At 42.5% G+C, this 23,389-nt stretch carries 19 protein-coding genes and 1 other annotated feature; of the genes, 2 read left to right on the forward strand and 17 right to left on the reverse strand.

Going from position 1 to position 23,389, the window contains the following annotated elements; genetic code table 11:
• Nucleotides 1-34: 34 nt before the first annotated feature.
• Together MKZ03_RS12275 and hemA are read right to left on the reverse strand one after the other, a co-directional pair.
• The gene (locus MKZ03_RS12275; RefSeq protein ID WP_034661681.1) at nucleotides 35-865 is read right to left on the reverse strand and encodes a cytochrome c biogenesis protein; all 831 of its coding nucleotides are present in this window, start codon (nucleotides 863-865) and stop codon (nucleotides 35-37) included.
• 7 nt (nucleotides 866-872) lie between these two features.
• On the reverse strand, nucleotides 873-2,240 hold the full coding sequence (gene hemA / locus MKZ03_RS12280; protein WP_341032622.1) for a glutamyl-tRNA reductase: 1,368 nt from the start codon (nucleotides 2,238-2,240) through the stop codon (nucleotides 873-875).
• 242 nt (nucleotides 2,241-2,482) lie between these two features.
• On the opposite strand from hemA, the gene MKZ03_RS12285 reads away from it, so the two are divergent.
• The gene (locus tag MKZ03_RS12285) at nucleotides 2,483-2,968 is read left to right on the forward strand and encodes a hypothetical protein (RefSeq protein ID WP_034661687.1); all 486 of its coding nucleotides are present in this window, start codon (nucleotides 2,483-2,485) and stop codon (nucleotides 2,966-2,968) included.
• A 45-nt stretch (nucleotides 2,969-3,013) separates the two neighbouring features.
• On the opposite strand, the gene yihA is transcribed toward MKZ03_RS12285, so the two are convergent.
• From yihA to ilvE, 14 genes are all read right to left on the reverse strand, one after another.
• The gene (gene yihA, locus MKZ03_RS12290) at nucleotides 3,014-3,601 is read right to left on the reverse strand and encodes a ribosome biogenesis GTP-binding protein YihA/YsxC (RefSeq protein ID WP_034661689.1); all 588 of its coding nucleotides are present in this window, start codon (nucleotides 3,599-3,601) and stop codon (nucleotides 3,014-3,016) included.
• The gene (gene lon, locus MKZ03_RS12295; RefSeq protein ID WP_095285529.1) at nucleotides 3,598-5,922 is read right to left on the reverse strand and encodes an endopeptidase La; all 2,325 of its coding nucleotides are present in this window, start codon (nucleotides 5,920-5,922) and stop codon (nucleotides 3,598-3,600) included. The genes yihA and lon overlap by 4 nt, the downstream gene beginning before the upstream one ends.
• A 171-nt stretch (nucleotides 5,923-6,093) precedes the next feature.
• Entirely contained in the window at nucleotides 6,094-7,755 is a 1,662-nt protein-coding gene (lonB, locus tag MKZ03_RS12300) for an ATP-dependent protease LonB (protein ID WP_012010784.1), read from the reverse strand.
• Nucleotides 7,756-7,891: 136 nt separating this feature from the next.
• Nucleotides 7,892-9,157: an ATP-dependent protease ATP-binding subunit ClpX gene (gene clpX, locus MKZ03_RS12305; RefSeq protein ID WP_012010785.1), complete on the reverse strand. Its 1,266-nt coding sequence runs from the start codon at nucleotides 9,155-9,157 to the stop codon at nucleotides 7,892-7,894.
• Between the two features lie 251 nt (nucleotides 9,158-9,408).
• On the reverse strand, nucleotides 9,409-10,683 hold the full coding sequence (gene tig, locus MKZ03_RS12310; protein WP_034661695.1) for a trigger factor: 1,275 nt from the start codon (nucleotides 10,681-10,683) through the stop codon (nucleotides 9,409-9,411).
• A 239-nt stretch (nucleotides 10,684-10,922) separates the two neighbouring features.
• Nucleotides 10,923-11,930: a DNA damage checkpoint antagonist DdcA gene (ddcA, locus tag MKZ03_RS12315; protein ID WP_060596898.1), complete on the reverse strand. Its 1,008-nt coding sequence runs from the start codon at nucleotides 11,928-11,930 to the stop codon at nucleotides 10,923-10,925.
• Nucleotides 11,931-12,055: 125 nt separating this feature from the next.
• A complete protein-coding gene (leuD, locus tag MKZ03_RS12320; RefSeq protein WP_060596899.1) occupies nucleotides 12,056-12,655 on the reverse strand; it encodes a 3-isopropylmalate dehydratase small subunit in 600 nt (199 codons plus the stop codon).
• A gap of 13 nt (nucleotides 12,656-12,668) precedes the next feature.
• On the reverse strand, nucleotides 12,669-14,084 hold the full coding sequence (gene leuC, locus MKZ03_RS12325; RefSeq protein WP_106048517.1) for a 3-isopropylmalate dehydratase large subunit: 1,416 nt from the start codon (nucleotides 14,082-14,084) through the stop codon (nucleotides 12,669-12,671).
• Nucleotides 14,085-14,124: 40 nt separating this feature from the next.
• Entirely contained in the window at nucleotides 14,125-15,222 is a 1,098-nt protein-coding gene (leuB, locus tag MKZ03_RS12330) for a 3-isopropylmalate dehydrogenase (RefSeq protein WP_106031225.1), read from the reverse strand.
• A gap of 18 nt (nucleotides 15,223-15,240) precedes the next feature.
• The gene (locus tag MKZ03_RS12335; RefSeq protein ID WP_341031933.1) at nucleotides 15,241-16,794 is read right to left on the reverse strand and encodes a 2-isopropylmalate synthase; all 1,554 of its coding nucleotides are present in this window, start codon (nucleotides 16,792-16,794) and stop codon (nucleotides 15,241-15,243) included.
• Nucleotides 16,781-17,809: a ketol-acid reductoisomerase gene (ilvC, locus tag MKZ03_RS12340; RefSeq protein WP_034661704.1), complete on the reverse strand. Its 1,029-nt coding sequence runs from the start codon at nucleotides 17,807-17,809 to the stop codon at nucleotides 16,781-16,783. Before ilvC ends, MKZ03_RS12335 begins: the two co-directional genes overlap by 14 nt.
• Nucleotides 17,810-17,827: 18 nt before the next feature.
• Nucleotides 17,828-18,346: an acetolactate synthase small subunit gene (gene ilvN, locus MKZ03_RS12345; RefSeq protein ID WP_034661705.1), complete on the reverse strand. Its 519-nt coding sequence runs from the start codon at nucleotides 18,344-18,346 to the stop codon at nucleotides 17,828-17,830.
• Complete coding sequence (gene ilvB / locus MKZ03_RS12350; protein WP_307500021.1) at nucleotides 18,343-20,067, reverse strand: acetolactate synthase large subunit; 1,725 nt, start codon at nucleotides 20,065-20,067, stop codon at nucleotides 18,343-18,345. Before ilvB ends, ilvN begins: the two co-directional genes overlap by 4 nt.
• Nucleotides 20,068-20,189: 122 nt before the next feature.
• Nucleotides 20,190-20,436 (reverse strand) — a binding site (T-box leader).
• Nucleotides 20,437-20,444: 8 nt separating this feature from the next.
• Nucleotides 20,445-21,359, reverse strand: a complete 915-nt coding sequence (ilvE, locus tag MKZ03_RS12355) for a branched-chain-amino-acid transaminase (protein WP_307500022.1) — start codon at nucleotides 21,357-21,359, stop codon at nucleotides 20,445-20,447.
• A 432-nt stretch (nucleotides 21,360-21,791) separates the two neighbouring features.
• Here ilvE and MKZ03_RS12360 point away from each other — a divergent pair, with 432 nt between their 5' ends.
• Nucleotides 21,792-22,835 carry a lactonase family protein gene (locus MKZ03_RS12360; RefSeq protein ID WP_341031936.1) on the forward strand — a complete coding sequence of 348 codons (1,044 nt, stop codon included), beginning with the start codon at nucleotides 21,792-21,794 and terminating at the stop codon, nucleotides 22,833-22,835.
• Between the two features lie 80 nt (nucleotides 22,836-22,915).
• Here the strand turns inward: MKZ03_RS12360 and MKZ03_RS12365 are convergent, their stop codons facing one another.
• Nucleotides 22,916-23,338 (reverse strand): YkvA family protein, encoded by a 423-nt coding sequence (locus MKZ03_RS12365; RefSeq protein ID WP_034661711.1) that lies wholly within the window; start codon nucleotides 23,336-23,338, stop codon nucleotides 22,916-22,918.
• Nucleotides 23,339-23,389: the final 51 nt, after the last annotated feature.

The following is a 23,389-nucleotide window of genomic DNA, read 5'->3' on the forward strand; positions in this document are numbered from 1 at the left end:
TCCTCCCGACAATGCCCTTAAGACTCATCATTATTTATTGAAACCAATGAAAGGTTGATAAGCTACCAAGCAGAAAATAATTGATCATCAGCACAATGAATGAACCGACATTCCACAGTGCCACGATTTTGCCCTGCATATTTCTCACCAATCTGATATATAAGTAAAAGCCGTATAAAAACAGCATAATAAACGAACCAAGCACCTTTGCATCTGTCCAGTACAACGTATCATACGAAATATATGCCCAAATGATGCCAAGAATCAAACTAAGCAAGAGCATTGGCACACCAATAATGTTTAATACGTACGCCATATGATCAAGCTTCGATAAATCTTCAATTCTCAGAAGCCATTTTCCCCATTTTTTCTTTTTCAGCAAACGATATTGAAAGAGATAGAGAAGGGAGAAAGCAAATGAAAGTGAAAAGGCACCGTATGATAAAATCGCCATCGTAATATGAATCACAAGCAATTCACTCGTCAGCTTCCCCGTTAGTTCTGCAGAGTGGAGATCAGATGGTGTAAAGGTGTGAATCGCCATCATGGAAAAACCGATGACATTTGTAAAAAAGACAATAAATTCAACACGCAATACTTTTGTGAGAACAAGTGAAAGTGTCACAAGCACCCACGTATAAAAATATAAACCCTCTGCTACATTCAACACAGGGAATCGGTCTGTTTCCATCATAATATAGAACATGTAGACTGTTTGCAGCAGCCAGACAATAGAAAGCAACCAGAAAGCCATTTTTCCAGCCTTCCGGTTGTGTTGAAGAAAATCTATGAAATAGAACAAGACACTTAGAGCATAGATCAAGGTCGTCGCTTCGCCTAGTCTCGCTACAATGGATTCCATCATCGCTTAATCACTCACTGGCAACTGTAGCAAAGCCTTGTGCCATATTTGGTTTGAACAGCTGAAATGACCCTTGCTCCACCTGTACAGGCTCCACCTTTTGCTCTTCATCTTCAACCTGTAAATCAAAGATTTCTTTGAAGAGTAAAAGTTTTTCCTCTGCATTCGGCTCCGCGGCAATTTCTTTTGCCTTTAAGATAGGATCTTTCAGCATTTGATTAATAATGCTTTTCGTATGTTTATTTAATAGCTTCATTTCACGGTGTGTGAGGTTCGGAAGCTTTCGTTCAATACTCTGCATCGTATCCGCTTGAATCGTCAGCGCCTTTTCTCTAAGTGCAGAAATGACAGGAACCACACCAAGCGTATTCAGCCATTGCTTAAATTCCACAATTTCTGCTTCAATGAGGAGCTCAACCTGCTCAGCCACCGCACGGCGTTCTTTTAAGTTGGCTGCCACGATGCCCTCAAGGTCATCAATGTCATACAAAAAAGCACCTTCTACTTCAGAAATGGCTGGATCTAAATCACGGGGCACAGCAATATCCACCATAAATAGAGGTCTGCCCTTCCGCTTTTTATTCGCACTTTCGACCATTTCCTTTGTAATGACAAATTGTTTCGCACCAGTGGAGCTAATTAAAATGTCCGCTTCGGATAATGTTTTTTCCAATTGGTTTAAGCTTTTAGGCTCTCCTGAAAAACGACCCGCTAATTCTTTTGCTTTCTCATACGTTCGATTGATAACCGTTACTTGACCAATCCCTTGACCTTGGAGGTTTTGAGCCGCTAGTTCGCCCATTTTACCCGCACCAAGAATCAGGACATGTTTATCAGAAAGACGTCCAAAGATTTTTTTTGCAAGCTCGACAGCTGCATAGCTGACAGACACGGCATTAGACGCAATGTCTGTTTCCGCATGAGAGCGTTTTGCAACGGTGACCGCCTGTTTGAATAAATAATTGAAAACGGTACCAATGGTCTTCTCCTCTTGAGCAACTTTAAAGCTAGAGCGCACTTGACCAAGTATTTGTGTTTCGCCAATCACCATGGAATCAAGTCCACAGGCCACACGGAATAAATGCTCAACCGCTCCATCATTTTCATAGAACTTCAAATAAGGAGAGACATCTTCTTTTTGTAAACCGAACCAATCGGCTAAAAATCTTTTTATATAAAACCGTCCAGTATGAAGCTGATCTACCACTGCGTAGATCTCTGTTCGATTACATGTTGAGATGACGATATTCTCTAGAATGCTTTTTTCTTCTTTAAGCTTGGACATCGCTGTTCCGAGCTCACTCGGTTCAAAGCTCAGCTGTTCCCGTATCTCAACAGGGGCTGTTTTATAATCTAAACCCACAACAAGAATATGCATAACTTCAGCTTGCACCCCCAACGCCCTGTCTAATTTATAATAATTACAATATAGAATTTATTATTTATAATGATTATAACATATATTCATTTTTAACTGGATGAAAATTGTGAACAGATTTCAAAAATGTTGTGATATAGTAGAAAAATGTTCGACACTAATTATGCCATATCATCACTTCAAGCAATTTACCAGATTTGGCGCGTGCGGACAAATGATCTGCTTAAAAGAAGGTGACATCTTTGAAGAAGAAATCCATTTTGCTGCCGCTCACTTTGCTGGCTGTAGCGCTATATGCCATTCTCTCAGGAGGTCAATTTGACATTTGGAAGGATCAAGAGAAATGGTATACACTCATACTGCTTTTTGGCCTTGCTTTCTTATATCAAGGAAAGAAGGAGCAAGAAAGCGCTCATGTGTTTATCGGTATGCTTATGACGGGCCTTTCGCTACACTTTATTCTTCAGCCAAAATTAGACCACTGGCCAGACACATTTACGATGATCGTATTCATCGTTGGACTTGCACTCTTTGTGAAATCATCTCAGAAAAAAGAATATCGTATTGAAAGTGTTGTTCTCATTGCACTCGGTCTGTTCCTTTATTTCTTTCAGCAAATTACAAAACAGCTAAGTTCCCTTTCGATCCCTACTTCCGGTTTTGAATTGTACTGGCCTTATGTACTGATTGCTGTCAGTCTCCTCTTATTATTTTTAAAAAGGAAATAACTTATACAATAAAAAGGCATCTGTCCATGACAGATGCCTTTTCTTTTAGCTGTTAATCTTCGCAAGGATGGCATTCCAGGCTTCGTCTTTTCCCTTTTTCGTTTCAGAAGAGAACAGGACTAGTTCATCTGATGGGTCAATGTCGAGTGTCTGTTTGACGACTTTCGCATGTTTTTCCCATTTGCCTTTTGGAATTTTGTCAGCCTTTGTTGCGATGACGATCACGGGAACTCCGTAATATTTCAGGAATTCATACATGTTCACATCATCTACTGATGGCTTATGACGCAGGTCCACAATTTGGACGACTGCTTTTAATTCTTCACGCATTGTAATATACGTTTCGATCATTCTACCCCAGGCTTCGCGCTCTGTCTTTGATACTTTAGCAAAGCCGTAGCCTGGAACGTCCACAAAATGGAGCATATCATTGATGATGTAGAAATTAAGCGTTTGAGTCTTACCTGGTTTAGAAGACGTACGCGCTAAATTTTTACGATTAATCAATGAGTTGATGAACGAGGACTTCCCAACATTTGATCGTCCAGCAAGAGCGATTTCAGGCAGTCCCCCGCTCGGATACTGCTCTGGTTTTACCGCACTAATGACGATATCTGATTTTGTTACTTTCATCTTCCCTCTCCTACCAACGCTTTCTCAAGCACCTCATCTAAATGTGAGACCGGAATAAAGGTTAGTCCTTCTCTCACACTTTCAGGAATATCATCAATATCCTTCTCGTTGTCCTTTGGAAGAATAATGGTTTTCAGTCCTGCGCGATGTGCGCCTAATGCTTTTTCTTTTAGTCCGCCAATTGGAAGCACTCTTCCTCTTAACGTAATCTCTCCTGTCATACCAACCTCTTTTGACACAGGTCGTCCTGTGAGTGCTGATACAAGAGCCGTCGCAATGGTGATACCAGCTGATGGCCCGTCCTTTGGAACCGCACCCTCTGGAACATGGATATGAATATCATGCTTTTCATTAAAATTAGGATCAATGTTCAGTTCATCTGCTTTCGAACGAATATAACTGAATGCCGCCTGTGCAGATTCTCTCATGACATCACCAAGCTTACCTGTTAACAAGAGCTTGCCTTTACCGGGAGAAAGTGATACCTCAATCGACAAGGTGTCTCCGCCAACAGTGGTATACGCAAGTCCTGTGACAACCCCCACTTGGTCTGTCGTTTCAGCCTGGCCATAACGGTAAAGTCTTTTTCCGAGAAATTCAGATAAGTTCTTTTCCGTCACCGTGATGCGTTTGCGGTCTTCAGCCACAATCGCTCTTGCCGCTTTACGGCATATTGCCGCAAGCTGACGCTCTAATCCACGAACACCCGCTTCTCTTGTGTAATAGCGAATCGTATCATAAATCGCTGCTTCACGAAGCTGCAAGTTCCCTTTCTTTAATCCGTGCTCCTTTAGCTGCTTCGGCAGAAGGTGATCTTTCACAATTTCTGCTTTTTCAACCTCTGTATACCCTGCAATCGTGATAATCTCCATTCTATCACGAAGTGGACCTGGAATGGTTGCTAAATTGTTGGCAGTGGCAATAAATAACACCTGAGACAAATCAAATGTTTCTTCAATATAGTGATCGCTAAAGTTATGATTTTGCTCTGGGTCTAAGACTTCGAGCATCGCAGAAGATGGATCGCCTCTAAAATCAGAGGACATCTTATCGATTTCATCTAAAAGGAACACCGGATTCATCGTTCCTGCCTTGCTCATCCCGCGAATGATACGGCCAGGCATCGCACCTACATACGTTCTTCTATGTCCACGAATTTCAGACTCATCACGCACACCGCCAAGGGAGATACGGATAAACTTTCGGTCAAGTGATTTGGCAATAGATTTGGCAAGTGACGTTTTCCCTACCCCAGGAGGCCCTGCTAAGCAAAGAATCGGTCCTTTTAATGAATTGGTCAGCTTCTGTACAGCAAGATATTCAAGCACCCGTTCTTTGACCTTTTCCAGCCCGTGATGCTCATCATCTAAAATTTCACTTGCAAGCTTTAAATCTAGACGATCTTCTGTATAGATGCCCCATGGAAGATTGATCAGCCAATCAATATAATTTCGAATCACAGAGCTCTCAGCAGAGCTTGAAGGAATTTTTTCATAACGGTTCAATTCTTTGAGCGCTGTTTCACGAACAGAATCCGGCATGCTCGACTCTTCGATTTTAGACATTAAAGAACTGACTTCGCCAGTTTTCCCTTCCTTGTCTCCAAGCTCCTTTTGAATGGCTTTCATTTGTTCACGCAAATAATATTCTTTTTGCGTACGTTCCATTGAACGTTTCACGCGCTGCCCGATTTTCTTTTCAATCTCCAGTACTTCTTTTTCATTGTGTATTAAGCTGATGACCCGATTCAGCCGTTTTTTGACATCCACTGTTTCCAGTACTTCTTGTTTGTCCTTTAATTTGAGCGGCAGGTGAGAAGCGACGATATCTGCCATTCTCCCTGGTTCCTCAATATCCGTCACTGTTGCATATGTTTCAGCTGAGATTTTTTTTGAAATTTTTATGTATTGATCAAAGTGATCTAACAATGTGCGCATGAGTGCTTCTGCTTCTGCGTCCTTTAATTCTTCTTCTGCCAATTCTTTTATGTCGACGGACGTATAGTCCTCCAGCTCTACGTATGATTCGATCTGCGCTCGATTTAAGCCTTCAACGAGTACACGAATCGTTCCATTTGGCAGCTTCAGCATTTGTTTAATTTTTGTGTAGGTGCCGACTTTGAAAATTTCCTCTTCACCTGGTTCATCTATTGAAATTTCCCGCTGTGTTGCTAGAAAAATCATATGATCGTTCATCATCGCCTGTTCTAATGCTTGAACAGACTTCTCGCGTCCAACGTCCAAATGCAAGACCATTGTTGGATAAACAAGTAAACCTCGCAATGGAAGGAGCGGAACATTCTTTTTGATTTCATCTGCCATGTTGATTGACACCTCCGTCACTAGTATGAATCATTATAATATACCTGTTTCAGTCTTGTACAATGTAAAAGACTTGAGAAATGTTGATCTTACCGTAGTATACCCTTTCTTTTTATCATGAAAAAGAAAAAAAGATCTATTTCACTAAAAAATCCCCATATGTGATGGGGATTAAACAGATTTCCTTTTCATTTCGTCTTCTAGTCCATCTTTCTTCTCGTCTGGCGGGTTGACCAAACACTGATCCAGCACTTCTTGGAAGTGCTTCACAGGCACAATGGTGACCCCTTCAATCTCTTTTAAGATCGACTGCTGGTTGTCATAAGGAATAATGACAGTTGTGGCACCAGCTTGTTTCGCTGCCTTAATCTTCGGTATCACACCGCCGATCGGCTTCACCTGACCCTGCAATCCGATTTCACCCGTCATGGCTGTTAGATGATCGATCGGGATTTGATGTATGGCTGAGAAGATCGCGGTCGCCATGGCAATCCCAGCAGACGGTCCATCAATAGGGGCACCGCCTGGAAAATTAATATGGATGTCATATTCATTTGTCCGAATGCCTAAATTTCGAAGCACCGTTAATACATTTTCAACTGACCCTTTGGCCATACTTTTTCGTCTAATGGATTTCGACTGATTGCCAATGCTTTCTTCTTCTGCAATGCCTGTAATGTTGATACTGCCTTTTTCAAGCGCCTTACAGATATTCACTTCAATCTCAAGCAGGGCACCGCTGTTTGGTCCATAAACGGCCAGGCCATTGACTACCCCCACTTTTGGCTTTTCTGGTACTTTTTGTTCATATCTTGGTGTCAGCTGGCTTGAATGAATGACCCATTCTACATCTTCGATCGTGATGTCTTTTCGGTTTTCCGTGACAGCCATACCAGCGGCAATCTGCACCATGTTGACCGCTTCACGTCCATTTTTCACATAGGATGTTAAAAGGTTCAGCCCTTCATCACTTAATTCCTTTTGAATTTTTTGGACAGCCTTGGCAGCGACGATTTTCAGTTCATGCTGGTCAAGGTCCTTAAAGAAAATTTCGAGACACCTTGACCGGATCGCTGGTGGAATTTCGTCAGGCGTTCTTGTCGTGGCACCAATCAATCGAAAATCAGCCGGAAGCCCATTTTGGAAAATATCATGAATGTGATTGGGGATTTGGGTATTTTCTTCACTGTAGTAGGCACTGTCTAAAAAGACTTTCCGATCTTCAAGCACTTTGAGCATTTTGTTCATTTGGATCGGATGCAGCTCGCCAATTTCATCGATAAACAGAACCCCGCCATGAGCATGTGTGACGGCTCCTTGTTTTGGCTGCGGAATGCCTGCCTGTCCCATTGCTCCAGCCCCTTGGTAAATCGGGTCATGCACGGAACCAATGAGCGGGTCTGCGATGCCTCGTTCATCGAATCTCGCGGTTGTTGCATCGAGCTCTACAAAGACCGCATCTTTTTTAAACGGAGAATCAGCGTGACGCTTCGCTTCTTCCATCACAAGACGGGCAGCGGCTGTTTTACCGACTCCCGGTGGTCCGTAGACGATGACATGCTGAGGGTTCGGCCCGCATAGTGCCGCTTTTAGTGCACGAATGCCGTCTTCCTGCCCTACAATATCTTGAAACCCCTTTGGCCGGACTCTCTCTGATAAAGGTTCACTCAGCTTGATTGACCGCATCTTTCTGAGTGCTTCCATTTCTTTCTTTGACTCTTTGTCTATCGTCACCTTTTGTGTGCGCTGATTTCGCAGTAAGTTCCAAAAGTACAGCCCGATGACGATACCAAAGAACAGCTGTATGAATAATACGATTCCTGTCCAGCTCAATCGGTGCTCCCTCCTTCATCTATCGTATGTATTGGTTTCTGTCTGCTAGTATTTCCTAGAGCTGGACGGAATAAACACAACTTCCACGATAAATAAAAAACTCCTGAATCAAAAAGATTCAGGAGTGAGACTACTCTTATGCAGATGTTTTCGTATCTTTATTGACGACTGTGCCGTCCTTTAACACAAGACGCGGCGACTCGCCATCAGCAACCGTTGCACCAGTGATCACACATTTTTCAATATCATCACGTGATGGAAGATCAAACATCACATCAAGCATGATGCCTTCAATGATTGAACGTAGACCACGAGCTCCTGTTTTACGCTCAATTGCTTTTTTCGCAATTTCGCTAAGAGCATCTTCTTCAAACTCAAGCTCTACATCATCAAGCTCAAGCATTTTTGTATACTGCTTAACGAGCGCATTCTTAGGCTTCGTCAAGATCTCTACAAGTGCTTTTTCATCTAACGGCTCTAGGCTTGCAATAACCGGTAGACGGCCGATGAATTCCGGGATTAAACCGAAGCGAAGCAAGTCTTCTGGGAGTACTTTTGATAGAAGGACTTCTTTTTCAAGATCTTCGATTTTATTTTCCGCACCGAATCCAATGACTTTTTGACCTAAGCGGCGTTTGATGATTTGCTCAATGCCGTCAAAGGCTCCACCACAAATAAAGAGGATATTTGTTGTATCGATTTGAATGAATTCTTGATGAGGATGCTTACGTCCACCTTGAGGCGGTACACTAGCGACAGTTCCTTCAAGAATTTTCAATAGTGCTTGCTGAACACCTTCCCCAGATACATCACGAGTGATAGAAGGGTTTTCTGATTTTCTTGCTACTTTATCGATTTCATCGATGTAGATAATGCCTTTTTCCGCTTTTTCTACATCGTAATCGGCTGCTTGGATCAGCTTTAGTAAAATATTCTCTACGTCTTCACCAACATAACCTGCTTCAGTTAAAGATGTTGCATCTGCAATCGCAAATGGCACATTTAAAATACGAGCAAGCGTTTGAGCAAGTAAAGTTTTACCGCTTCCTGTTGGCCCAATCATAGAGATATTACTTTTCGAAAGCTCAACATCATCAATCTTGCTGTTGGAATTGATCCGTTTGTAGTGGTTATACACCGCTACAGCTAAGGATTTCTTCGCATTTTCTTGTCCGATGACATATTCATCAAGAATCTCCCGAATTTCATGAGGCTTCGGAACATCCTTGAATTCAACTTCTTCCTCAGTGCCGAGCTCTTCTTCAACTATTTCCGTGCAAAGCTCGATACATTCATCACATATATATACGCCAGGTCCTGCGACCAGTTTACGCACTTGATCTTGCGTTTTTCCGCAAAACGAGCATTTTAATTGACCTTTTTCCTCGTTGAATTTAAACATTCTTTCACCCCTTATTCTTCTTCACTTGCCTGTAGCTAACAGTCAGCTACCTTTCTGGGTCCAGTATGTATGCATTTTACCATACTTTCCTAAAAGACGGTAATGATGTGTTTCTAACACTGCACATTGAAATATGTATAACAGAAAGATGCGACTTACACTATCGTTTCCAAAAGAAGCGATGATAAGTCAAAAATTGTACAAAACAAGGCACGAGTCACTCGCGCCCTGTTTTATTATTATGCACCATATTAACGGTTTTCTACAAGAAAATCAATTGCTTTGCGAACTTTTAGATCTTCTTTCATTGCGTCAGTAGATCCGATCGCTTGTTTGATATTTTCAATTGGCATGTTGTATGCTTCAGCCATTTTTGAAAGTTCTTCTTCTACTTCTTCATCAGACACTTGTAAGTTTTCTGCAGCAGCAATTGCTTCAAGTGTTAGGTTAGATTTCACGCGTTTAGCAGCATCTTCTTTCATTTGCTCTTTCAGCGCATTTTCATCTTGTCCTGAGAATTGGAAGTAAAGCTCAAGGTTCATTCCTTGCATTTGAAGGCGTTGTTCGAATTCTTTCATCATACGGTCTAGCTCTGTGTCAACCATCGCTTGTGGGATGTCAACTTCCGCATTTTCAGAAGCTTTCTCCACTAGCTCTTCACGAAGTTTACCTTCTGCTTCGTTTTCTTTCGCTTCTTCAAGACGTTTCTTTGTTTTTTCAGTTAGTTCAGCAAGAGTTTCTACTTCTTCATCAACATCTTTCGCGAACTCATCGTCAAGTGCTGGAAGTTCTTTTGCTTTGATTTCGTGAATTTTCACTTTGAATACAGCTGGTTTACCTGCAAGGTCTTCAGCATGATATTCTTCTGGGAAAGTGACTTCTACGTCTTTTTCAGCGCCTGCTTCAAGACCAACTAACTGCTCTTCGAAACCAGGGATGAATGAACCTGAACCTACTTCAAGAGAGTAGTTCTCAGCTTTTCCGCCTTCGAATGCTTCTCCATCAACGAATCCTTCGAAATCAAGAACAACTGTATCGCCGTTTTCGATTGCGCCTTCTTCTTTGACAACAAGCTCAGCTTGACGGTTTTGCATGCCTTTTAACTCTTCTTGTACATCTTCATCAGTGACAGTTGCGTCGTCTTTTTCTACGTTAAGACCTTTGTAGTCACCAAGTTTCACTTCAGGCTTCACTGTTACTTTTGCAGTGAAGATTAAGCTTTCGCCTTTTTCGATTTTCTCAACATCGATTTCAGGGCGGTCAACTGGCTCGATACCAGCTTCATCGATTGCTTTTGGATATTCAACTGGAAGAAGAATATCTAATGCATCTTGATAAAGAGATTCTACACCAAAACGCTGTTCGAAAAGACCACGTGGTACTTTCCCTTTACGGAATCCAGGGATCGATACTTGCTTGACAACCTTCTTAAACGCATCATCAAGTGCTTTGTTAAATGTTTCAGCATCAACTTCTACAGTTAGGACGCCTTCGTTACCTTCTTGTTTTTCCCATTTTACTGACATGTGTGTTTCCCTCCAAAAATCTATTCAGATTGTGCGTTGTTACATTCTAAAGCATCATAAAGACTTCGTCCAATCAAAAACCACGCACGCCGCTCAAGAAGCGGTATTATGTATACAACATTTGACTTGATTATACATATCGTCTTTCAACCGTTGGAATCTACAACTGCACGATATATGCACAAATACAACCATTATATTATAACATAACAAGTCCGTCTTTCAACTAAATCGACAAATTACAAATAAGAAATTTCTTCAATATCTTTCAGCATTGTGCAAGCTTCTCTCAGCTCTCGTTCATTAAATTCATACAATAGATGCAATTCTTCGAGGTCAATCTCAATCCCGTGCATTTCATAGCCGACTTTATGAAGTGCTGCTGCCCAAAGATTCGGATCTGTGTATTTAGGAAGAAATGGATAAAGCACAAATAAGTGCCGGCGCCATAACTCTTCCACGCCTTGGTAAAGGGTTGGGTTCTCATTGCCGAGTGTGTCATCGAGCTTACGAAGGACTTGCTGAAGTAGCGGCATCTGCTCTGGCTTAACAGCCTCAGAAGGAACAAGCGTTAAAGAATCACCGAATTTCGTCACATGAACCGGCTTTGCCACATCATGATCTGACAGAAGCTGCAGGATTAATGATTTGACCAAAGGGTTTCCATCAGGCTTTTGTAAGATCGTATTTAATAGACCCATGTGTGGTGTGATGTTCCGGTCTTTCAACGAATGGATGAACTGCACCTGCTCTTCTGGCCGCTCAAGCATATCATCTATATTGATTTCGCCGCCGTCTTCCTCATCTTCATCTAAAATCTGTTCAGGCGATTCAATCATTTTTCTACTAAATTCGAGCAGCTTGTAAAAATGCTCCGCGCTTTCTGCTGGAAGGTGGTTTTCCTCAAGTACTGCCTCAATTGTCTGCTTCACTTCTTCATATTCTTTCAGCTGAATTAAAATCGTCATATACACTTGAAGCACGGTGAAGTAATGACCATATCCCTCATGCAGCATCTTTTCACAAACACGCTTTGCATCCTGCAGCTCGCCCAGCTCCAGAAAACAAATGGCCATGCCGAGGTGAATATCGGATTCTTCATCGTCATCATAAGATTTAGCTTCTGAAAACAAGTGAAGCGCCTCTTGATACTGTTTATCTTTTAATGCTGCCATTCCTTTTTCAATCAGTCTTTCTTTCAGACCAGGAAACAAAATGACATTATCTTTCTTCTTGTCATGTTTCATGCTTACGTTCCTTTCGGGCGCATATTTTTTATCAGTTTACCAACGAAGGTTAGTAAACACAAGTAACGAGAGGTTTTCATGCAAAAAAGAAGCCGTCACACCTCGGGCGGACGGCTTCTTGTTGTTTACGCACGCAGCCAGCTGCTGCGCTTATCTTCAAATGCTTGAATGTCATCTTCTAGTAGTAAAGTTAATGAGATCTCATCATAGCCATTCAGGAGCATTTCTCTCCAGTGAGGATCCACATCAAAAGGAGTGATATTCCCTTCATGATCTTCTATTTGCTGTTTTTCCAGATCAACCGTCATCTCATACCCTTTGTTCTCATATGACGCAGCGAATGTTTTCCACACATCATAATCAAGACGAATCGGAAGCATCCCATTTTTAAAGCAGTTTTGGTGAAAAATATCTGCGAATGATGGTGCGATGACAATTTTGAAACCATAATCATCAAGTGCCCAAGGGGCATGTTCCCTTGATGATCCGCAGCCAAAGTTTTCTCCTGCGATCAAAATGGATGCTCCTTCATAAATCGGCTGATTCAGCTCGAAATCAGGATTTGGGCTGCCATCGGCTAAATACCGCCAGTCGAAAAAGGCAAACCGGCCATATCCTGTTCGTTCAATTCTTTTCAAAAATTGCTTCGGAATAATTTGATCTGTATCTACGTTGATACGGTTAAGCACAGCGGCTTTCCCTTTGTGTGTGACTAAAGGCTCCATCTATGACAACTCCTTACACGACTGTTTTCTCTTGATTAAACTTCCTGACATCGACAAATCGGCCATGTATTGCAGCCATTGCAGCCATTGCCGGGCTGACAAGATGCGTTCTCGCACCTTTTCCTTGACGTCCCTCAAAGTTACGGTTTGATGTGGATGCGCAGCGTTCGCCTTCTGGTACCACATCGTTATTCATGCTAAGACACATACTGCAGCCAGATTCTCTCCATTCAAATCCTGCTTCAAGGAAGATTTCATGAAGACCTTCTTCTTCTGCTTGCAATTTGACGCTTTGAGAGCCAGGCACGACAATCGCTCTGACATGATCAGCTACCTTTTGTCCTTCTATCATAGAAGCTGCTTGGCGTAAATCAGTCATTCTTGAGTTTGTACATGAGCCGATAAACACATGCTCAATCGTAATATCTTCAATACGCTGATGCGGATGAACACCCATGTATTCGTACGCACGAATCGCTTCTTTTTGATCATCCTCTTGTGCAAAATCCTCAGGTCCTGGGATCGACGCATCTACAGGCAGCACCATTCCTGGGTTAATTCCCCATGTGACCATTGGTGAAATCTCATTCCCATCTAAAACAATCGTTTTATCATAGGTTGCACCTGGATCTGTTTTAAGTTCTTCCCATTCTTTAATCGCTGCTTCGAAGTCTTCTTTCTGCGGTGCATATTTGCGGCCGCGGCAATATTCAAAGGTGACTTCATCAGGTGCAATCAATCCTGCTCTTGCGCCTGCTTCAATCGACATATTACAAACCGTCATGCGTTCATCCATCGTCATGTTTCTGAATACTTCCCCAGTGTATTCAATCACATAACCTGATCCGAACTTCACGCCATGCGCACCAATGACTGCTAAAATGACATCTTTGGCCGTTACCCCTTTTTGCAGCTTTCCGTCTACTCTAATTTCTAATGTTTTCGGACGCTGCTGCCAAAGCGTTTGTGTGGAAAGTACATGTTCAACCTCACTTGTACCGATTCCAAAAGCAAGTGCGCCAAACGCGCCATGAGTTGATGTATGACTATCTCCGCAAACGATTGTTTTCCCTGGCAGTGTCAACCCAAGCTCCGGTCCAACAACATGGACGATCCCTTGATCTACACTGTGAAGGTCAGCTAGACGGACACCAAATTCAGCACAGTTGCGCTCTAGAGCACTCACTTGTTTTTTAGCAATCTCATCTTTGATCACAAATCGATTCACAGTCGGGATATTGTGATCCATGGTCGCAAACGTGTTTTGAGGTCTTCTCACCTTTCGTCCTTTTTGTCTTAATCCTTCAAATGCTTGAGGTGATGTCACTTCATGCACTAAGTGCAGATCAATATATAAAAGGTCTGGTTTCCCCTCGCCGCTTTTGACAACGTGCTGATCCCATATTTTTTCGATGATTGTTCGAGGCATAACCCTTTTCCTCCCTCTACCTAATTCCACAAGATTCTATTTATACAATTGTTTTCACGCGCTGCTTGAGTGCGTCTACAACTGCATGAGTGATGTCTTCAGTTGTTTGATACGTTCCCTCTTTTGCCGATAAGTCCTTTGTTCGTTTGCCAGAGGCAAGAACAGCTTCCACAGCTTCTTCTATTGCAGCCGCTTCTTCTTCTAACGCAAAAGATGTTCTAAGCAAGCTAGCTGCCGACAAAATGGTTGCTAGAGGGTTTGCGACGTTTTGCCCCGCAATATCGGGTGCTGAACCATGAATCGGCTCATATAAATGGAGGCCAGTACTTGATAGACTGGCAGATGGCAGCATACCGAGTGACCCAGTAATCATTGAAGCCTCGTCACTTAAAATGTCACCAAACATATTCTCTGTCACAATGACATCAAATTGAGCAGGCTTATAAATCAGCTGCATGGCGGCATTATCAACGAGCATGTGCTCATATTCGACGTCTGGATATTGAGAAGCCACTTCTTCTACCGCATCCCGCCATAGTTTACTAGAAGCAAGAACATTCGCTTTATCCACAGACGTTACTTTTTTCCGTCTCGTTAAGGCCATGTCGAATGCTTCTTTTAATACACGGACAATCTCTTGCTTTGTATAAAGAAGCGTATCAACCGCAGCTTCTTTTCCTTCTTCATCCGTGTAACGCTCGCTTGGTTCACCAAAATAGAGACCGCCTGTTAATTCACGAACGATGACAAAATCGACTCCGCTAATGTGATCCTGTTTTAACGGTGACGCCTCGCTTAAGCTATCGAACACTTTGACAGGACGAATGTTTGCAAATAAGTCCAGTTGTTTACGAATAGCGAGCAAGCCTTTTTCCGGACGAAGCTCTGGCGGGTTTTGATCCCATTTTGGTCCGCCGACTGCTCCTAATAAAATCGCATCAGCGCTCTTGCATACATCAACCGTTTCTTTTGGGAGCGGATTGTTTTTTTCATCTATTGCGATACCGCCAATGAGCGCCGTTTCGAATTCGAATTCGTGTTGAAATTGAGCCGCTGTCTCTTTGAGGACAGCGACCGCTGATGTCACAACTTCCGGTCCGATTCCATCGCCGGGCAAAAGTGCAATTTTCTTTTTCATGAGAACCTACCTCCTTTCCTATGAAATCGCGTGATGTTTCTCAATTTCAATGAGATTTGATTTAAAGATTAAATGCCTGTTTACTGCATTGACGTAGGCTTTCGCCGATGCTTCCAGCACATCTTGCGCCACACCGCGTCCAGCTGTTTCTTTTCCTTCTATTGAAACAGTGACGTATACTTCCGCTAGTGCATCTCTGCCTTTTCCATTCGATTGAATACGGTAGTCTAGCAAATGAATTCTTTCCTCCATACAGCGCTCCAGCGTGTTGTACACAGCTTCTACACTGCCTGCGCCTGTAGCTGCTTCTTGAATGACTTCCTGCGTTTCTTGATTTTTCAGAGAGACCGTTGCTGTTGGCATTTGTTCTGTTCCATAGTGCACTTGAAGACTTTCAAATTCGTAGCCAATTTTTCGGTCTGCTACTTTTTCTTCTAATATAATAGAGATCAAATCATCATCAGTGATTTCTTTTTTCTTCTCCGTCAAGTTCTTGAAGGTTTCGAAGAACTTATTGATTTCTTCTTCTGTTAGTTTAAAGCCTAGCGTTTTCATACGGTCTTTAAACGCATGTCTTCCGGAGTGTTTCCCAAGGACAAGTACATCTGTTGTCACACCGACAAGCTCTGGAGATATGATTTCATAGGTTGTTTTTTCTTTGAGGAAACCATCTTGGTGAATACCTGATTCATGTGCAAAAGCGTTGTTGCCAACGACTGCTTTATTGCGCGGTACAATCATTCCTGAGTATTTGCTCACTACATCACTTGTACGCTTAATTTCATTCAATTGAATCGTTGATTCGACCTGGTAGAAGTCTTTTCGAATATGAAGAGCGACTGCAATTTCTTCTAAAGCGGCATTCCCTGCACGTTCTCCAATTCCGTTAACAGCTGTTTCAATTTGATTTGCTCCATTTTCAATGGCTGCAAGTGAGTTTGCTACAGCCATTCCTAGATCATCATGACAGTGAGCAGACAAATTGACGCGGTCGATATTTGGAACGTGTTCCTTCATATATTTAAAGATATTGCCGTACTCTTTTGGCGCTAAGTATCCAACTGTATCTGGCAAGTTAATGACACTTGCCCCAGCGTCAATGACCTTCTCTACAATTTCTGCTAAGAAAGCTAGATCTGTACGACACGCATCTTCTGCGGACCACTGGACAACCGGAAAACGTTCTCTCGCGTATTTCACCATTGAGACAGCCTGTTCTACGACTTCTTCACGTGTTTTCTTTAGTTTATGCTTCAGATGAATATCAGAAGTAGCGATAAAGATATGAATTCTTGGTTCCACTCCATCTTTTAACGCTTCCCATGCAGCATCGATGTCACCTTTCACACATCGTGCAAGACCAGCAACTGAACAGTTTTTGATCGTTCTAGCAATTTCTTGTACGCCTAAGAAATCCCCTCGGGATGAAGCGGGAAAACCCGCTTCAATGATATTAACCCCAAGGCGCTCAAGCTGCTTTGCAATGATTAGCTTTTCTTGTGCATTTAAGTTCACTCCTGGTGATTGCTCTCCATCTCGAAGTGTTGTGTCAAAAAAATTAATTTTCCGCACCGACGCTCACCGCTTCCTTTTTCTTTCCTTGTTTGACGAAAGGCATCATTTCACGAAGCTTTCTTCCGACGATTTCAATTTGGTGCTCATTTTCATTTGCATTGATCGCATTGAAACGTGGACGATTCACTTGGTTTTCAACAATCCATTCTTTTGCAAATGTTCCGTTTTGGATATCAGTCAAGACGGCTTTCATAGATTCTTTTACGTTTGCATCCACAACGCGTGGTCCTGATACGAAGTCACCCCATTGTGCTGTATCAGAGATTGAATATCTCATGCCTTCTAACCCTTCTTCATACATTAGGTCAACAATTAATTTCAGTTCATGCAGACACTCGAAGTATGCAAGCTCTGGCTGATAACCAGCTTCTGTTAACGTTTCGAAACCTGCTTTCACTAGTGAAGTAAGACCCCCGCAAAGGACCGCTTGCTCACCGAATAGATCCGTTTCCGTTTCTTCTTTAAATGTTGTTTCAAGGACGCCTGCTCTTGCTCCGCCGATTGCTTTTGCATAAGCAAGTGCTTTGTCTTTCGCTTGGCCAGATACATCTTGATAGATAGCAAATAGGGCAGGTACACCAGCGCCTTGTTCATATGTTCTTCTCACAAGATGTCCTGGACCTTTTGGAGCCACAAGATACACATCTACGTCACTTGGAGGAACAATTTGATGGAAGTGAACGTTGAATCCGTGTGCGAAAACAAGTGAGTTGCCTGCTTCTAATTGATCTTTGATTTCTTCGTCATATACTTTCTTTTGCTGCTCATCTGGTAGTAGTACCATGACGACATCTGCTTGTGCTGCCGCTTCTTTTACTGTGAATACTTGATGGCCGTCTTCTTGTGCTTTTGTATAAGATCCGCCTTTTCTCACGCCGACGATCACATCTACGCCGCTTTCTTTTAAGTTCAATGCATGTGCATGACCTTGTGATCCATACCCAATGATAGCAACCTTTTGACCATTTAATACGTTTTCTTGAATATCACCGTTATAATATACTTTTACCATTTGACTCTCTCCTTTTGTTTAGACAATTGAAATTGTTTTATTTGATTGCGGCTTTTGCTGATTATCTCTCGCAAAAGCCGTGGTGCCAGTTCTGGCGACTTCTTTAATGCCGTATGGCTTAAGTAATTCAATGAGTGCTTCAATTTTTGAAGACTCACCTGTCACCTGAATGACGACACTCTCTCTGCTTACATCTACAATAGAAGCTCTAAACGGTTCAATGACCCCTGTGATCTCCATTCTAGATGCCGGTGCAGAAACGACTTTTATCAAAGCCAGCTCTCGCTGAACGATTGATTGGTTTGTAATGTCTGTTACTTTGAGAACATCAATTTGCTTGTTCAGCTGTTTTGTCAGCTGTTCGATGTCTTTCTCTTGGTCTACATGGACGACGAACGTGATGCGTGATACATCTTGAATCTCAGAATGGCCGACCGTAATGCTTTCAATGTTGTAGTGTCTTTTGGTAAAAAGGCCAGTGATTCGGTTCAGTACGCCTGATCGATTTAATACAGTCAACACAATAATTCTTTTCAAGGTTTCACCCCCACCATCTCATGAAGTCCTTTCCCCGGTGCGACCATCGGGAATACTTTTTCATCTCTCGCTACATTGACATCGATGAAAACAGGCTCTCTAGAGGTTAACGCTTCTTCAAGCTTTTCTTTCGCCTCTTCGTCTGATGAGATTCTGATTCCTTTAATGCCATAAGCTTCAGATAATTTAACGAAGTCTGGCTGCTCTGAAAATTTAGAATATGAGTAGCGTTCTTCGTAGAAAATTTCTTGCCATTGTCTTACCATTCCAAGGCTGTGATTATTCAGAACAATCACTTTCACTGGAAGGTTCAGCTCACGGATAACGGCAAGTTCTTGCAAGGTCATTTGGAAACCTCCGTCTCCTAAGATCGCCACAACCGTTGCCTCTTGATCAGCCAGCTGAGCGCCAATGGCTGCCGGTAAACCGAAGCCCATCGTACCAAGGCCGCCAGATGTGACCCACTTATCTGCATTTTCAAATGGGTAGAACTGCGCTGCCCACATTTGATGCTGTCCGACATCAGTTGCCACAATGGCTTCACCTTTTGTGAATTGATGAATGTATTCAATCAGCTTTTGAGGCTTAAAGCCCTCTGCATCGTTTTCAACGTACCAGAGTGGATATTCTGCCTTCCACTGATCTAATTGGTTTTTCCATTCATTTGATTCTCCTTGCTTCCCGTCTTGCTTGATCAGCTCTTCAAGAACTAGTTTACTGTCTCCAACAACCGGGATATGGGTATGAATGTTCTTGCCAATTTCTGCTGGGTCGATATCAATATGTGCTACCTTCGCATGTTTCGCAAAGTGATTGAGGTTGCCTGTTACCCTGTCATCGAATCTTGCACCGATTGAAATGAGTAGATCACATTGGTGAAGAGCCATGTTCGCCGCATATGTGCCATGCATACCAGCCATCCCTAGGAAAAGAGGATGCTTTGCTGGGAAGCCGCCAAGTCCAAGCAGTGTATGAGCGACTGGGATTTGCTGCTGCTCTACATACTGCCTTAATTCTTCAGATGCTTTGCCATGAAGAACGCCAGCTCCTGCTAGAATGACTGGTTTCTTCGCTCTGCTTACAGCTTCTACTAATTTGCGAATTTGCAAATAGTTCGGCTCGACTTTTGGCTGATAACCAGGTAAATCAATTGGCTGATCATATTCAAACGTTCCTTCAATGCCTGCCACATCTTTTGGAATATCAATCAAGACTGGACCAGGTCTGCCTGTTGTTGCGATGTGGAACGCCTCTTTAATGACACCCGGTAATTCCTCTGGATTTCTTACTTGGTAGCTGTGCTTTGTGATTGGCATTGTGATGCCGAGCACATCTGCTTCCTGGAAAGCATCCGATCCAATGACTGAGGTTGCCACCTGTCCTGTGAAGACAACAAGAGGAAGTGAATCAATCATTGCATCTGCAATTCCTGTGACAAGGTTTGTCGCTCCAGGTCCTGATGTTGCAATGACAACACCCGGTTTGCCAGATACTCTTGCGTATCCTTCTGCTGCGTGAATCGCTCCCTGCTCATGCCTTGGCAGGACATGAAATAAACCAGAATCATAAATTTTATCGTAGATCGGTAAAACCGCTCCGCCTGGATATCCGAAAATGACTTCTACTTTTTCTCTTTTGAGTGCTTCAATTAACATGAGTGCACCGTTCATCGTTTGTGGTGCTTTAGATGTTTCCGTCTCCACTTGTACATTTGTCCCCATTTGATTTCCTCCTCTTTGTCTTGCTTCAGTCAAGTCTTTTCACCCTTTTCTATTCAAGATCGAGATTTTAGACCATATAAAAAAGCCTTCTCACCCCACAATGACACTACTTTTCACTAGGTCAAAGGGGCGAAAAAGCTTTGTTTTTCGCGGTACCACCCTTGTTCACGGCAAAATCTGCTGCCGTCTCATGGACATCTTTCATCCATTTTGGTAACGAGTGAGCAATGTCACTCGGTCTGCCCTACTATCATTTCAAGCAGACACTCAGAGGTGAGTTCACTTTAGAAAGTAACACCGGTTTCCAGCTACCACCGGCTCTCTGTAGATACTGACTCTAAAGCTACTAGTCCTCTTCAACGTTTATCGATATCTATTTAGCTTGCGTGAATGTTTTCATCTGTAAATACGACTTTTTCTCCTTCTTCAACCACTCGCTTGCGGAATTGTTCAAGAAGTTTGTTTGTGTGGACCCCAGGTTTCCCTTCACCGATTGTACGGCCGTCAACCTTTACAACAGCGATCACTTCGGCTGCGGTTCCTGTCAGAAAAACTTCTTCTGCTGTATACACATCGTGCCTTGTGAATGGTTCTTCTTTCACTTCGTAGCCTAAGTCTTCTGCAATCTCCATGATGGCATTTCTTGTGATGCCTTCAAGAGCGCCGATATAACCTGGCGGTGTATAAAGCTTACCTTTTTTATAAATAAACACATTGTCTGCAGAACCTTCTGCCACGTACCCTTGATCGTTCAGCATCAGCGCTTCACTCACACCGGCCATATGGGCTTCGATTCGGACAAGGATGTTATTCAAATAATTTAATGATTTCACTTTTGGGCTCAGTACATCGGGACGATTTCGTCTCGTCGGTACTGTTACAATATCAATACCCGTTTCATATAGGTGCTTTGGAAAGATGGACAGCGGCTCTACAATGATCACTGTGTTGGCTCTCCCGCAGTTGTTTGGATCTAAACCAAGATCACCAGCTCCTCTTGAGACAACAAGACGAATATAGGCATCCTTTAGGCCGTTCCTTTCAACTGTATGAATCATTTTTTCCGTGAGTTCCTCAAGTGAATATGGAATGTTCAGCATAATGGATCTGGCGGAATCATACAGGCGGTCTAAATGTTCTTTCATTCGAAAGATATTTCCGTTATACACGCGTATCCCTTCGAACACACCGTCACCATATAAGAAGCCATGATCATAAACTGAAATTTTTGCATCCTCTTTTTTCACGAGTTCATCGTTTAAAAAGATCCACTGTTCCTTTTGGTCTTCCATTTTCAGTGAGCACCCTCTCTTTCAAGCAAAAAGTAGTTGAATTTTCAGACACTTTTTATTGAAGCCTCTCACGCTTTCTCTGCGTGTTTGTTTAGCTTTTGTTGAACCCATCTTACGCCGCTTTCCATACAGTGTCAACAGCATTTTTAAAATTATTAGACAATTTAGACTAATCAAAATTAAATGTATACGCTTACACCTTTGCTAGACAAGGAATGAAAAAACTTAAAATTTTTTGTATTTTTTCTTCAATTTATTTACTTTACCTGAACGCTTTTCTTTTGAGAATACGTTTGTCATATTTTTTCACATCGTTTTTAATGAATACTGGTAGATTTCAACGCTTTTGATTTTCTTACGGCATGCCTTTCTAAAGCGTTTTCCTATGAATTTATGATAGAATGAGAGCATCTTATAGAAGGAGGGCAATACATGGCTAACATCAGAGGTTATATCGGAACGTATACAAAGGGAGACAGTAAAGGCATTTATACTTTTACATTAAATACGGACAAGCAGCAGATTGAGCAAGTAGAAGTAGCTGCTGAACTTGAAAATCCTACATATTTAACCGTCTCAGATTCTCAAAAATTTGTGTATGCTGTTGTGAAAGAAGGATCACAGGGCGGCTTGGCTGCGTATCAAATTGATGCAGAAACCGGCACACTTCGTTTCATCAACCAAGAGCTTGCCGATGGCGCTTCTCCTTGCCACGTCAGCGTGGACAGTCAAACAAAAACAGCTTTTACAGCAAACTATCATAAAGGAACAGCAGAGATGTATGAAATCGATGCTGAAAATGGCTCAGTCATCCGCACGCTGTCACAGGCGCAACATGAAGGAACTGGACCAAACGAAGACCGTCAGGAAAAACCGCACACTCACTTTATGGGTCTGACACCAGATGAACAATTTGCAGTGGCTGTTGACCTTGGGACAGATGGCATTTATACGTATAAGAAAGAGGGCGGCAAACTCGAGCTCGCTCATACATTTGAAACAAAACCAGGCACCGGTCCTCGCCATATCACATTCCATCCAACGAAACCTGTGGCATATGTGATGACAGAGCTAAGCTCAGAGGTGATTGTGCTTCGTTACTTTGAAGATGGTCATTTCGAAGAGATCCAAACGATCGCAACCATTCCAAGCGACTTTACAAAGAACAATCAAGGCAGTGCCATTCACGTCTCTTCAGACGGGCAATTTGTTTATGCAGGAAACCGCGGTCATGACAGCATTGCGATTTTTAAAGCAGACGCCGACGGCCAATTAAGTCTTGTCGAGATTGCTTCATCTGAAGGAAACTGGCCTAGAGACTTTGTGCTTGATCCAACTGAAGAATTCCTCGTCGGTTCAAACCAAGAATCTAGCAACCTAGTGTTATACAAACGCGACAAAGAAACAGGACGACTCACTGTCTTACAATCAGACATCGCCGTTCCTCATCCAGTTTGCGTGAAATTTTTAGGATAAAGAAAAAAGCCTCCGTTTTGGAGGCTTCAGCTTGTTGACAAAGGGCTAAAATGAACTTTTTTTAGCCCTTTGTCTTCTTTTCAGCGTGCAGACGGCATCCCGCCATCTTCAAGCTTTTGATCAATAAGAGACGTATCGGTTTTTTCACCGAACCATTTTGACAGCCTGTCCTTCGCTTTTCCTTTCACATCATCATCAATGTACATCGCTACTTGGAGCAGAGCAAATGTGATCGCTCCTAAATCATCTGTGTAGCCGACACCAATCAATGTATCAGGGATGAGGTCAATAGGAAGGATAAAGTATCCGAGTGCCCCAATAATAAGGGTTTTTGCTTTGACAGGCACTTCGGGTTTTTGCAATGTATAGTAAAGTAATAGCACAGCATAGACAAGAGAGACACCAGCTTTTTGTGCCGTCTTTTTTAACTTTTCCCAAAAGGCATGATCATTAAAATGCTTCTTCGAACGCTTTAATAGTTCTTTTTTCTCAGAACGGTTCATCATATCGCCTCCATCTACAGCATAGCCCTTTTCCCTTCGTTATACAAGATA

The organism is Bacillus sp. FSL R5-0431 (assembly GCF_038002985.1).
Lineage (GTDB): Bacteria > Bacillota > Bacilli > Bacillales > Bacillaceae > Bacillus.